Below are 12847 nucleotides of genomic sequence, written 5' to 3' on the forward strand. Positions count from 1 at the left end.
AAGGTGAAGCACCCTCAAAAAATTGACTGCGGTTTCCGCAATCCATTACTTCTTGGGCTTGCTATTTGGTTTTCAAAGACCGAGCCGCTTGTCTTGCTTCGCGACTTTTGCTACCGTCTGCTTCGTCACCGATTCGATTTCAACCGGCGGGGTTGCAGCTTCTATTTCAGTTCGCAGTCAGCGTCAACTTCGCTTTTACGTCCTGCGGGCTGCTTCGAAGCTCATCGGCGCCGTCCAGTGACTTCCGCCGCTTCGTTTCAAAGGGGAGCGGCTTCTACTTCGGCGCCGTCTTCCCTGTCAACCGCTCGTTGTCAGCTTTCCTCACCGCCTTGCGTCCGTTTGCTGCCTGCCGGACGCCAGCTTCTCGGTGGGGGGCGCGGCTTCTATCCCTTCGCCGCGTTCGCTGTCAACCCGCTCGTTGACTGCCCTATTTCCTTGTCGGTGCTGCGCTCTCCCCGAAGTGCCTTCCGCGCCAGTGCGCGGGCTTCGAAGCGAGGGGCGTGGCTTCTACCACCGCCGCGTCTTGTGTCAACCACCCTACGGTCACTGCTGATTCCCGACCCGCTCCGCCTCCCGTGAGGCGGCAACCCACTCCAGCACCTTCAACGCCCGCAGTTCGCCTGTCCTGATGCGGCAACCATCTAAGAATCGGTTAGGAGAATGTCAACTTCCCTTCACCGAGGAGGCCGGCTTCGCCTCTCCACATCACCGCGCCCTGCAGGTGCCACCGGGGTGGCGCCTGCGTGTCGCCGCGAGGTCGGCGGCTTATCCATCAAGCGATCGGGCGGCGCAAGAAATTTGATGCAGGGCGCCGGCGCGGTGCGACGTGGTGTAGGGGGAACTCATGAGGCGGTTCCACCCATTCCCCGCCGACCTCAACTCCCGAACCTGAGCTTCGAGAGGTCCACCCTCCCCCGCCGGCACTTCTCCGCGACCACCACCGAGCGCAGGTCCTGGTAGGCGCGCTCGAAGTCGTCGTTCACGATGATGTAGTCGTAGGACGCGATCCCCCGCTCCATCTCCGAGCGGGCGGCCAGCATGCGGCCTCGGATGGCCTCATCCGAGTCCGTCTGGCGCTCGCGGAGGCGGCGCTCCAGTTCCTCCATGGACGGCGGCAGCACGAAGACGAGCACCGTATCAGGGTGCTTGCGCTTGATGGCCTGCCCGCCCTGGACGTCGATGTCGAAGACCGCCGTGCCGCGGCGCTGGCGGGCTTCATCCACCACGGACTGGGGGCTGCCATAGAAGTTGCCGTGGACCTCCGCCCACTCCACGAACTCGCCCCGCTCGATCTTCTCCTGGAAGGCGGCGACTCCCACGAAGTGGTAGTCCACGCCCTCCTGCTCCCTGCCCCGGGGACGCCGGGTGGTGACGCTGGTGGAGAAGATGCCGTCCGGCATCTCCTTCAGCAGACGGTGCGCGAGGGTCGTCTTCCCTGCTCCGGATGGAGCGGAGAGGACGAGGAGCAGGCCAGGCTGGAGTCCAGAGGGTTCGTTCATTCGACGTTCTGCACCTGTTCGCGGATGCGCTCGACCTCGGCCTTCATCGAGACCACGCGCGCGGAGATCTCCGCGTGCTGGCTCTTGGAGCCGGTCGTGTTCACCTCGCGGTGCATCTCCTGCACGAGGAAATCCATGCGCCGGCCCACCGGCTCGGGGCTCGCCATCAGCAGCCGGAACTGCTCGAGGTGGGTCGCGAGCCGGGTCACCTCTTCCGCGATGTCCGTGCGCTCGGCGAACAGGGCCACTTCCTGCGCCAGGCGCTGCGGATCCACGGCGACGCCGCGCGCGAGCTCCGCGACACGGTCGGTGAGGCGCTGCTGGTAGTCGCTCACCGCGCGTGGCGCGAGCCGGGCGACCTCCTGGCTCCAGCCCTCGATGAGCTTCATCCGGGCGTCCAGGTCGGCGTGGATGGACTCACCCTCGGTGTTGCGCATCGTCTCCAGGGCGGCGAGCGCCTGCTGGAGCGCGGTCTGCGTGGCCTGGGTGGCGGACTCCACGTCCACGCCCTTCTCCTCCAGACGGATGACGCCCGGCTGGTTGGAGACCTGGGACCAGGCGATCTCCGCCGGCTGGCCCAGGGCCTCGGCGACCTCGCGGAAGGCGCGCGCGTATTCGCGGGCCAGGCCGACATCCACGGTGGGGACGTTGCCCGAGACGGTGGCGGCCTGCCGGCGCACCAGGATCTCCACCGAGCCTCGCGCGAGGCGGTCCTTCACCTGCTTCACGAGCGCCGGCTCGAGCGCCGACAGCTCGCGCGGAAGCCGGACCTTCACTTCACAGAACTTGTGGTTGAGCGAGCGAGCTTCCACGGAGACCTCTTCGTCCCCCACGCGGGCGCGGCCCGAACCAAATCCGGTCATGCTCTTGAGCATCGGGCCGGGTGCTAGGGGCTTTCCGTCCCAAGGTCAAGCCAGCGTCTTGTGTCCGTTTCAATTCTGGTAGGGTCCGCCGCCGATGGCGTGGCACAAGCGGCTTGAAACGTGGGCGAAGCTGGCACTGGCGCTCCTGGCTTCCCTCCTGTTCTGGCGCCCCGGACGCCGGCGCTCTCCCGGAGCGCCCCTCCCGCACCCGCGCAAGGTCCTGCTCGTCCGGCCCGACAACCGCGTGGGCGAGGCCCTTCTCACCACGCCCCTGATGCGGACCCTCAAGGTGCACCTCCATCCGCCTCCGGAGGTGCATGTGCTGGTGCACGCCAAGGTGGCTCGCGTCCTCCAGGGGCACCCTGACGCGGATGCGGTCCTGGCGTTCGACCGGCGCTTGCTGTGGCTGGGCCCCCTGGCGCCCGGCGTCCGCGCACTCCGCCGCGAGGGCTATGACACCGTGGTCGATTGCGCCAACTGGAGCGCGCCTTCGGTGACGAGCGCGCTCGTCTCCCGGCTGGTGGGCCCCAGGGCGGTCGTCATCGGGCCCGGCATCTGGCCGGTGTCCCTGCTGCAGTCGGTGTCGGTCCCGGCCCGCACCGATACGCGGCGCGAGGCCGTGCAGCGGACGCACCTCTTGACGCCCCTGACGAAGGGGGCGGTCGCAGAGGGGCTCTCCTTCCGCGAGCCAGTGCTCGGCGTGTCGTTCCGTGGCTATCTGGCGACGTTCGCCGGGGCGGGTTCACGGCGCGCGGTCATCAACCCGGGGGGACGACTGGGTGAGCGCCGCATCCCCGCGGAGGCCTTCGCGGCGGCTGCTCGGGAGCTGATCTCGCTCGGCTATTCGCCGGTGGTGACCTGGGGGCCGGGAGAGGAGACCCTGGCTCGGACCGTGCTTTCTGGCGCTCCAGGGGCGGAGCTGGCTCCGCCGACGAGCATCGACGAGTTGGGTGCGCTCATGCGGACCGCGGGCCTCACCATCTGCAACAACACCGGGCCCATGCACCTGTCGGTCGCCGTGGGTGCGCCCACGCTGGCGTTCTTCCTGCGCATCGACATGGAGCGCTGGGGCCATGCGGTGGCTCCCCACCGGATGGTGGACCTGACGCCCGTCGTGGATGGCGCTTCCGGCGCGGGGTTGGAGCAGCGCGTGGCCGCGGAGGTCCGGTCGTTCGTCTCGGAGCGGGCAGCGCTCACGGGGTGAGCGGCCGTTCCTCTTCGGGCACCATTCGCGGGACGCCGTCCACCACGGGCCAGGCTCGATGACAGTGGGGACAGCGCACTTCAGGCGGGGGGCCTTCGTGCTCGTCGAGCGGGCCCTTGCAGTGGGGGCAGCCCAGGATGGACCGCAGCACCGGGTCCAGGGGCATGGCTACTTCGCGCCTTCGCGACCGAGCCTGCGCGCCAGCTCCGTGGTGCTGTGGTCCTTTGGATCTCCCGCCACCGCGGTCCTGCCTCCGTAGGCGCGGACCTCGTCGCCTTCTGGGATGGACGCTGGCGTGTAGTCCGTCCCCTTCACGTGCACGTCGGGCTTGAGGGCTCGGATGATGCTCCGCACGTCCGGTTCGTCGAAGACGATGACGCGGTCCGTGCAGGCCAGCGCCGCGACCAGCTCCGCGCGCTCCGCCTCCGGGATGTGAGGACGACCCGGGCCCTTGTAGGCCCTCGTGGAGGCGTCCGAGTTCACCGCCACCACGAGCACGTCCGCCAGGGCCTTCGCCCCTTCCAGGTAGCGGACGTGCCCGACGTGCAGCAGGTCGAAGACGCCGTTGGCCAGGGCCACCGTGCGGCCCTGCTCGCGCCAGCGTTCCCGTTCCTCCGCGATGGCGGCGACGGGACGCAGCTTGTCCAGGGTGTTCATCGTGGGCTCCGCAGCGCTTCGAGGAGTTCTTCGCGCGAGACCGTCGCCGTGCCTGGCTTCTGCACCACGAGCGCGCCCGCGACGTTCGCCAGCCTCGCGGCTTCACCGAAGGATGCTCCGGCCGCTAGCGACAACGCGAAGCTCGCGATGACCGTGTCACCGGCTCCTGTCACGTCCACGGCCGCCTTCGCTCCGTGCACGGGGATGAGGTCCACTCCGCCCTTCGCGTCGAAGAGGGCCATGCCGTGTCGGCCTCGCGTCACCAGCAGCGCCTGACAGCCCAGCTTGCGGACCGCTTCGCGACCGGCCTCCAGGAGGTCCTCCTTCGTGCGCACCGGCTGGCCCGTGAGGGCCTCCAGCTCCGGCTCGTTGGGCTTGCACACCGTGAGGCCCGCGAAGGCCGTGAGCGCGTAGCGGCTGTCCACGCAGACCGGGAGACCGTCCGCGGCGAGCTTTCGCAACACCGCGCGGACCTCGTCGCTGACGACGCCCGCACCGTAGTCCGAGACCACCACCGCGTCCGCGTCCTTCGCCGCGGTCTCCACCTGCCTGGCGATGGCCTTGCGCATCCGGGGCGGGAGGGGGCCTCGCTGGCCCCGGTCGACCCGAAGCATCTGCTGCCTCGTGGTGCTGATGCCTCCAGCGAGGATGCGCGTCTTCGTCTCCGTCTGGATGCTCCGGCTGCTGACCGCGTGCAGTTGGACGTCCGCGGCCTGGAAGAGCTTGCGCAGCTCAGTGCCCATCGGGTCCACGCCCAGGGCTCCCACCGCCGTCACCTGTCCCGACAGCGCGCGGATGTTGGCCGCCACGTTGGCCCCGCCACCGAGCTTCACCTCCGAGGACTCGTACCGGACGATGAGCACCGGGGCCTCGCGGCTCACGCGATCCGTCTGGCCGTAGAGGTAATGGTCGGCGACCAGGTCTCCCACCAACAGCACCCGACGGCGCGCGAAGGCGAGTGGCAGGCGCGAGGACGATGCTGCCGGACGTGAAGACGAAGCCACGGGCATGGGCGCGCGTTGTCCCACAGCGGTCCAGCCCTCACAAGTCGCGCGTCTCTCCCGACAGCCCGAGCGCCCGCCTCAGATGCGGTTCGCCCTCCAGGACCTCCACTCCCAGGCGCACCACCCAGGCCTCGAAGCCGGCGGGCAGCCGCACCGCGTCCTTCTCCGTCGTCACCACGAGCGCTCCTTGCTGACGGGCCCGGACTTCGACCTGGCGGAGCTCCTCTCCCGTGAAGCGATGGTGATCCGCGAAGAGCGCCGCGTCCAGGACCTCCACGCCGAGCGCTGTGAGGGTCTTCAGGAAGCCTCCGGGCCTGGCCAGCCCCGCCAGCGCGAGGACCGGCCTGCCTTCGAGTGCCCTCGTCGAATGCTCGGTGCCCGAGGGGTCCCACCAGCCCGTGGGCCCATAGCGCGTGCGCACCCTGGGGGCGGCCACGGCTTCGAGCCATGGATTGGGGGCGGCCCCCCCGCTGGCGGCTCTCATCCAGAGGAGCGTGGCCCGGCGCAGGGACGAGGGGGGCTCCCGCAGCGGGCCTCTTGGGAGCAGGTGGCCATTGCCCAGGCCCACGGCTTCGTCCACGACCACCAGGTCTTCGTCACGGTGCAGGCGGCGGTGCTGGAAGCCGTCGTCCAGCAGGACCGTGTCCAGGCTGAAGTCGTCCCGGGCCCGGAAGGCCGCCGCGACCCGGTCCGCGCCCACGAAGAGTCGGGCTCCCGGGCACCTGCGCGCCAACAGCAGGGGTTCATCACCGGCTTCCGTTACCGCGGGCAGGGGCTCCGCGCCCGTGAAGGTGAGCGGGTGCTGGGATTCGCGTCCGTAGCCTCTCGTGAGGATGCCGACCTTGCGCCCTTCGCGGATCAGGAGCTCCGCGAGGTGGAGGACCGCGGGCGTCTTGCCCGTGCCCCCGACGTTGAGGTTGCCGACGGAGATGATCCGCAGACCTTCGACGCGTTCGGCCCGCTTCAAGCCCGAATCATAGAGGGCGCCTCGGAGGCGGACTGCCCCGCTGTAGGTCCAGGACAGCAGGGTGAGCGGCGACAGGAGGGCACGACGCGTCCAGGGCTCCGGGACCGGCGGATAGAAGATCCGTTCCAGGGCCGTGGGGGAGCCGGTCATCGCCTTGGCTCCGCGGCCTTCTGGTAGAGCGACAGGATGTCCCTCGCGATGAGCTCGTTCGTCGGGTGCCGGGTCGCAGCCCTGGCTCCGGACATCGCGGCGGTGACAACGGCGTCCACCGTAGGTGACTCCACCTTCGCATCCGCCAGGTCCGGGAGCGCTCCTTCGTTCACCGCGACCACTCGGACGTCGCAGGCCCGGGCCTGGGCCGCCGCCCTCGCGCTCCAGTCGTTTCCCAGTCCGAGGATCCAGACCTCGTCCAGGGCCCGCAGCCACTTCGCGAAGTCTGGTCCCTGCTGGTAGCCCGCGAACGTCACGTGCTCGGTGAGGCCGCGCGCGGAGACCCGCGTCCGGGTCGCTTCGAGCAGGGCGCCATCGCCCACCAGCACGAGGCGGGCTTCGGGGCGGCGCTGGCGGAGCGCCGCGAAGGCTTCGACTCCCAGCGCGTGCCTGCGGCTCGGCTGGAACGTGGAGATCATCCCCACCAGGTGCGTGTCCTCGATGCCCAGGGCCCGGCGGAGGGCCTTGCGGTCCTCGGGAGGAACGAACATCGGATCCACCAGCGCGGGCAGGACCTGGACGGGGCGGTGGCGGCCACGGAGCGTCTCCACCAGATGACCCGCGGGCACCGTGTAGGCGGCGGCTTCGGGCAGGGAGGAGCGCAGTGAGCGCGGCGCGTGGACGGAGCGGATCCGCACCGCTCCCTTCGGCGTGCCCCAGCGGGCCACGAGATGATCATGGGTGAAGTGGGCGTGCACCACGTCCACCGACCTGCGGCGGAGGGCGCGCAGGTCGCTCCAGAGCTCCCACGGCGGGGACTTCACGGACAACGTCAGGCCTCCCTCATCCAGGAGGCCCAGTTGCTGGAAGCGGGGGACTGCGGGCTCCTCGGCGGCGATGTCCCGACGCTTGCGGTCCACCGCCACCGTCACCTCGTGTCCCAGCGCCCGCTGGGCCTGCGCGAGCAGCGCGACGTTCTCCGCCGGGCCGCTCCAGAAAGGGCTCGCGAGCAGGTGCAGGATGCGCATCAGCGCTTCACCAGCGAATGGTAGAGGTCGCGCAGCGCTCGGGCTTCGTGCTCGACGCCGCAGCGGCGGCGCGCTTCCTCCGCGGCGTTGCGGCCGACCTGACGGGCCCGCTCCGGGTCCCGGGTCAGCTCGTCCAAGACCCCGCGCAGGCCCTTCACGTCTCCAGGCTCGAAGAAGAAGCCCGTGCGGCCGTGCTCGATGAGGGTGTCCAGGTACGGCAGCTTCGAGGCCACCACGCAGCACCCCGACGCCATCGCCTCCACGTGCACCAGCGAGTAGCCCTCCGCGTAGGAGGGATGCACCAGGATGCTCAGGCCCTGGTACCAGGGCTCGATGGGGGACTGCTCCCCCGCGAGCAGCACCCGGTCCTCGATGCCCTGGCGCAGCCCGTTCACCCACGTCAGGTCCGGCCCCTTCGCGAGCCCCACCAGCACCGCCTGCCAGTCCGGCCGCCGCGGCAACAGGGGCCTCATCGCTTCGATGAAGTCACCCTGCCCCTTCTCCCTGCGGATGCGTCCGATGACGCCGATGCCGTAGCGGCCTCCCTGCTGGAGCCGCGCCCAGGCCGCGTCGCGGTCCTCCGGTGGTTGGAAGCGAGAGAGATCGATGCCGTGTGAGATCACCGTGGAGGGGAGCGCGATGACTTCGGCGATCTGCTTCGTGAGCGACACCAGCGCGTCCGCGCCCCTGGCGATCCAGCGGGTGAAGCCCGTGGGCGCCACCGAGGTGTGCCTCGTGAAGACGAGCCGGACCTGGCCGCCCAACGCCTTCAGGAGGAACCCCGCCAGCAGTTCGTTGTTCCGGTGCGCGTGCCAGACGATGGGCTCCCGGTGCGAGCGGCGGAGCAGCTCTCCCCAGGTGATGCGCGGCAGGGACTCCGTCAGGCCGGAGCCGATGACCCGCGTCTCGTCAGCCGTGGCCAGCGCCGGCACCACGGACTCCACGTGCCGGGTCACCCCCGTGTAGCGCTTGTGGAAGTGCGGATGGACGATGAGGGTCATCGGGACGCGGTCCTTGCCTGCTGGCGCGGCAGGGCGGCCATGGCCTCCGCGTTGCGCTCACTGGCTCCGGAGATGCGGCGCACCGTGGCTTCGGCCTGGGCGCCCAGGCGCTGCCGGTGCTCGGGATTCGCGAGGAGGTCCTCCAACGCGGCGTACAGGGCCTCTGCGTCCGCCACCTGGATGCCTCCGTTGCCTTGCAGCACCGCGACGCTGTCCCGGAAGTTGTCCATGTGCGGACCGAACAACACCGGCCTGCCCTGCCCCGCCGGCTCCAGGATGTTCTGACCGCCTCGCTTCGTGAACGAGCCTCCCACGAACACCACCGTCGCCAGACGGTAGGCCCGCGACAGCTCGCCCATCGAGTCCATCACCACCACTGGCGCTCGCTCCGGATTGCCCTGCGAGCGCAGCCCCACGGTCAGGTTCCGCTCCTTCGCGAGAGTCCTTATCCGTTCAGTCCGGTCCAGGTAGCGCGGCGCGATGACGAGGCTCAGCGCGGGCCAACGCGTCCTGAGACGCTGATACACCTGCAACAGGATTTCCTCCTCGCCCTCGTGCGTGCTTCCCGCGAGCCAGACCGGCTCCTCGGGCGGCAGGCCGAGCGCTGTCCGCAGGGCTTCGTCCTCCGGAGCAGGGCCGGCCGCGAGGGCGTCGAACTTGGTGTTCCCAGTGGTGAGGACGCGGTCGGCCGGTGCTCCCAGGGCCCTTGCCCTCTCGGACTCCTCGTCCTGCCGCATCAGCAGCAGGTCCATGTCCTTCAGCGGATTCTCGATGAGGCCGAAGAGCGTCCGGTACTTCCCCACGTTCGCGGGCGAGAAGCGCCCGTTGGTCATCACCACGCTGGCCCCGGACTGCTTCGCGGCTCGGATGAGGTTGGGCCAGACCTCCGTGTACTCGAGGATCAGGAGGTCTGGTCTCAGGGCCCGCACCGCCCTTCGCGTCGCACCCCAGAGGTCATAGGGCGCGTACACGACTCCGTCGATCTGCTTCGCCAGGCGGTCCCTCGCCATCGCGTGGCCGCTGTCCGTCATCGTCGAGAGCACGATGCGGCAGCCGGGAAAGCGCTCGCGCAGGGGGCCGAACATGGGCGCGAGGGCCAGCAGGTCCCCAGCGCTGGCGCCGTGCAACCAGAGCAGCGGACCGTCTCCCTTCGGGAGGTCTCCCGGCCCATAGAAGCCCAGCCGCTGCTTCAGCCCATGACGCGTCTTCCGGTGCACGCAGAGCACCGGGAACAGCAGCGCGAAGAGGACGTAGGTGGCGACGACGTAGAGCAGGCGCATGGGCGGCGTCCCGCGCTCTATCAAATGCCCGGCGGTCGCGGCACCACTCGCACCGGGCTGGGCACCAGCCAGGGCCGCCACTCGTGGCCGAAGAAGCGCCCCGGTGCGTGGGCCCAGACCTCCACCTGGACCACGCCGGGGCCCGTCAGCTCGACGTGCTGCCCGTCGGGTTGCAGGCGCCCGTCACCCCACACCCGGACCTCGACGCTCCCCGGGGTGTGTTCCGGGAGGCGGACCGTCAACACCGCGCCCACGGGGGCCTCCCGCGTGTTCACGTCGTAGCCCTCCAGGGCGAAGCCGTCAGGGGCTCCGAGGGCTCGGAAGACGCAGAGGGCACGGCCGCTCGCGAGGGCCTGCGTGACCTGGGCCGCGGCTTCGCGTGCGTCCCTGGACAGCGGGCCTGTCAGGACGTCCGGCGGAAGCTCCATGTCGAGCGCGCTGAAGATGTCCTCGTATGCAGGCACGCCGTGCGCGTCACTCCCACAGAGGGCGATGCGCCTGCGCTCCCGCGCCAGCTCCAGGAAGCGCTCCGCCGGGCGCGGCTCCGGAACCGCGAGCAGCATCACGCCGTGCACCGGGTTCACCATCGAGGCACCGAGCGCGGGCAGCAGCCGGCTCAGCGGGCTTCGCAGCGCCTGCCGGAAGAAGGTGTCCGCAGAGTACAGCTCGAAGCCTGGGACCTGGTGCGCCGTCGCTTCGTCCCTCCACGGGTTCTTCGTCTGGACCGGGTGCGCGAGCACCGCCGTACCTCCGGCGGCTTCGACCGCCGCCACCGCTTGCTCCGGCGGCCCCCAGGGCTTCACGCCTTCGATGGGCCGCTGCATGCCGAACGCGGCCAGATGGCCCGCGCTCGTGGAGAGCTCCACGCCGGGGATGAGCAGCACGCCGTCCACCCAGGTCGCGGCGGGCGGCTTCACGTCGTTGTGGTCGGTGAGCACCACGAAGTCCAGGCCCGCCGCCTTCGCCGCCTGGGCGACCTTCCCGGGCGTCCCGTTCCCATCCGAGCGCGTGGTGTGTACGTGGTACGCGCCTCGGAGCCATGGCTTCGCGTCCTGCGCGGGCGCGACCACGGGGTAGTCCGCGAAGGCCGCCGCGAAGGCGAAGAAGCCGGCGACGCCGAGGAGCAGGAGCAGCACGCCGAACACGGCGCGCACCGCCAGGGAGAGGGGCCGCCTGGAAGGACCGTCCCTGCTCATGCCACGCACCGCTTGATGGACCCGGCGCCCTCAGACGCCACATGGAGCCGTGGCGGCATGCCTATCGCCAGGGCGAGAGGTTGATCCGCTGCGCTGCCTCCGCGCACTCCCCTCATCACGTGAGGACGCCCGATGTCCGCAGCCCCCCCTCCGCGGCGCAGCGGCCTTCCTCTCTCCCGGAAGAGAGACCGCCTCGTCGCGCAGGCTTCGCTCACGCGGCTCCCCGCTCGATGGGGCCCGACGTCTGAAGGCGCCACATGGCGGCGTAGCGCCCTTCCTTCTGGAGCAGCGCATCGTGGCTCCCGCTCTCCACGATGCGGCCCGCCTCCACCACGTGGATGACGTCCGCGCTCGTCACCGTCGACAGCCGGTGCGCGATGACCAGCGCCGTCCGGCCCGGGAGCACCTTCGCCAGCGCGGCCTGCACCTCCCGCTCGTTCTCCGGATCCAGGCTGCTCGTCGCCTCGTCCAGCACCAGCACTGGCGCCTTCGACAGCACCGCCCTCGCGATGCACAGGCGCTGGCGCTGGCCTCCGCTCAGGATGACGCCTCGCTCGCCGATGCGCGTGTCGTAGCCCTGGGGCAGCGCCTGGATGAAGCCATCCGCGTTCGCCACCCTCGCCGCGGCCTCCACCTCCTCGCGCGTCGCTTCGGGCCTCGCGTGCCTCAGGTTCTCCAGCACCGTGCCGTGGAAGAGCAGCGGCTCCTGCGTCACCAGCGCGAACTGACTCCGGACGCTCGCGGCCGTGTAGGTGTCCGCGTCCACTCCGTCGAGGAGGATGCGGCCCTGCTGGGGTCGCTCGAAGCGCAGCAGCATCGACGTCACCGTGCTCTTGCCCCCGCCGCTGCCTCCCACCAGCGCCGCCACCTGCCCCACCTCCAGGTCCAGCGTCAGCCCGTCGAGCGCGCGACGCTCGCCGTAGAAGAAGCGCACGTCCTCCAGCCGCAGCGACTCGCGCAGCGCTGGCGCGGGCACCGCGCTGGCGGCGTCCTCCACGGGGTGCTTCAGGTCGAGCAGCGCGAAGAGGCGCTCCCCCGCCGCTCCCGCCTGCACCGCGAACTGCGTCACCCGCCCCAGGTCCTTCACCGGCTGGTACACGAGGATGACCGCCGTGAGCAGCGACAGGAGCGCCTCCGGCTCCATCGCCCGCGTCGCCGCCGCGTAGCCCAGCGCTCCCGCGAGCGCCGCCGCCGCGAGCACCTCCATCAGCCCCGGCACACCTCCGCGCGCCCAGGCCGCGCCCACCACCGCCTCCTCGTGGGCCTTCGCGTAGGACTCGAAGCGCGCCAGCTCCGCCTGCTGGCCGTTGAAGGCCTGGATGGTGCGCAGCCCCCCCAACCCTTCGTGCAGCTGACCCGCGAGCTGCCCCAGGTGGGCCTGCCCCTCGCGCGTCCCCTTCAGCACCTTGCGCGTGAGCTTCGACGCGGGCAGCGCCGCCAGCGGGATCACCGCCAGCATCAGCCCTCCGAGCATCGGGCTCATCGCCAGCGCCACGCCCGCGAGGATGAGCACCTGGATGGAGTCGCGCAGGTACGAGCCCACCGTGTACATGGCGGCCAGCTCCACCGCCATCACGTCCGAGGAGAACCGGCTGAGCAGGTCCCCCGTCCGCTCCTTCGACAGCTGCGACGGCGACAGCGCCGTGAGCCGCAGGAACAGGTCGCGCCGCAGGTCCTTCACCACGCGCTGCGCGAACAGGCCCATGAAGTAGAACTGGCCCAGGTAGCCCACGCCCTTCACCGCGCCCACCGCCAGCACCACCACCGGAAAGCCCCAGAGCGCCGCCTCGCGCGGCAGGTCCGCCAGCCACGGCACCCGGTGCGCGCTCGCGAAGCCCTCTTCACCTCCCGACAACAGGAAGCGCAGCGCCGGGCCCAGCAGGTACGCGTACGCGCCCGTGGCGAGCCCCAACACCGCCATGCACACGAAGGCCAGGACGAGGATGCCCGCGTGCGGCTTCGCGTAGCGCAGCAGCCGCCAGAGCGCGCGATGCATGA

At 70.5% G+C, this 12847-nt stretch carries 12 protein-coding genes; 1 reads left to right on the forward strand and 11 read right to left on the reverse strand.

From position 1 onward, the window contains the following. Nucleotides 1-875: 875 nt before the first annotated feature. Nucleotides 876-1499 carry a guanylate kinase gene (gmk, locus tag U8525_RS26575; RefSeq protein ID WP_374269289.1) on the reverse strand — a complete coding sequence of 208 codons (624 nt, stop codon included), beginning with the start codon at nt 1497-1499 and terminating at the stop codon, nt 876-878. After that, nucleotides 1496-2374 carry a YicC/YloC family endoribonuclease gene (locus U8525_RS26580; protein ID WP_374269290.1) on the reverse strand — a complete coding sequence of 293 codons (879 nt, stop codon included), beginning with the start codon at nt 2372-2374 and terminating at the stop codon, nt 1496-1498. Before U8525_RS26580 ends, gmk begins: the two co-directional genes overlap by 4 nt. A gap of 82 nt (nt 2375-2456) precedes the next feature. Between U8525_RS26580 and U8525_RS26585 the strand changes: the two genes are divergently transcribed. Beyond that, complete coding sequence (locus U8525_RS26585) at nt 2457-3566, forward strand: glycosyltransferase family 9 protein (RefSeq protein WP_374269292.1); 1110 nt, start codon at nt 2457-2459, stop codon at nt 3564-3566. On the opposite strand, the gene U8525_RS26590 is transcribed toward U8525_RS26585, so the two are convergent. The 9 genes from U8525_RS26590 to U8525_RS26630 all read right to left on the reverse strand — a co-directional run bounded on the left by U8525_RS26590 (nt 3556) and on the right by U8525_RS26630 (nt 12845). Further along, entirely contained in the window at nt 3556-3732 is a 177-nt protein-coding gene (locus tag U8525_RS26590) for a Trm112 family protein (RefSeq protein WP_374269294.1), read from the reverse strand. The two genes, U8525_RS26585 and U8525_RS26590, sit on opposite strands and share 11 nt — an antisense overlap. A gap of 2 nt (nt 3733-3734) precedes the next feature. Next, nucleotides 3735-4223: an adenylyltransferase/cytidyltransferase family protein gene (locus tag U8525_RS26595; RefSeq protein WP_374269295.1), complete on the reverse strand. Its 489-nt coding sequence runs from the start codon at nt 4221-4223 to the stop codon at nt 3735-3737. Further along, nucleotides 4220-5233: a bifunctional heptose 7-phosphate kinase/heptose 1-phosphate adenyltransferase gene (locus U8525_RS26600; protein WP_374269297.1), complete on the reverse strand. Its 1014-nt coding sequence runs from the start codon at nt 5231-5233 to the stop codon at nt 4220-4222. The genes U8525_RS26595 and U8525_RS26600 overlap by 4 nt, the downstream gene beginning before the upstream one ends. A gap of 31 nt (nt 5234-5264) precedes the next feature. Continuing rightward, a complete protein-coding gene (gene lpxK / locus U8525_RS26605; RefSeq protein WP_374269299.1) occupies nt 5265-6344 on the reverse strand; it encodes a tetraacyldisaccharide 4'-kinase in 1080 nt (359 codons plus the stop codon). Beyond that, a complete protein-coding gene (locus U8525_RS26610; RefSeq protein ID WP_374269301.1) occupies nt 6341-7372 on the reverse strand; it encodes a glycosyltransferase in 1032 nt (343 codons plus the stop codon). The genes lpxK and U8525_RS26610 overlap by 4 nt, the downstream gene beginning before the upstream one ends. Further along, nucleotides 7372-8373 (reverse strand): glycosyltransferase family 4 protein, encoded by a 1002-nt coding sequence (locus U8525_RS26615; RefSeq protein ID WP_374269303.1) that lies wholly within the window; start codon nt 8371-8373, stop codon nt 7372-7374. Before U8525_RS26615 ends, U8525_RS26610 begins: the two co-directional genes overlap by 1 nt. Continuing rightward, complete coding sequence (locus tag U8525_RS26620; RefSeq protein WP_374269305.1) at nt 8370-9653, reverse strand: 3-deoxy-D-manno-octulosonic acid transferase; 1284 nt, start codon at nt 9651-9653, stop codon at nt 8370-8372. The genes U8525_RS26615 and U8525_RS26620 overlap by 4 nt, the downstream gene beginning before the upstream one ends. A 20-nt stretch (nt 9654-9673) precedes the next feature. Then, nucleotides 9674-10849, reverse strand: coding sequence for a PHP domain-containing protein (locus U8525_RS26625; protein ID WP_374269306.1), 1176 nt, complete (start codon nt 10847-10849; stop codon nt 9674-9676). 211 nt (nt 10850-11060) lie between these two features. Then, a complete protein-coding gene (locus U8525_RS26630) occupies nt 11061-12845 on the reverse strand; it encodes an ABC transporter ATP-binding protein (protein ID WP_374269307.1) in 1785 nt (594 codons plus the stop codon). Nucleotides 12846-12847: the final 2 nt, after the last annotated feature.

This window comes from Corallococcus sp. RDP092CA (genome assembly GCF_041903675.1).
In the GTDB taxonomy this organism is placed as follows: Bacteria; Myxococcota; Myxococcia; order Myxococcales; family Myxococcaceae; genus Corallococcus.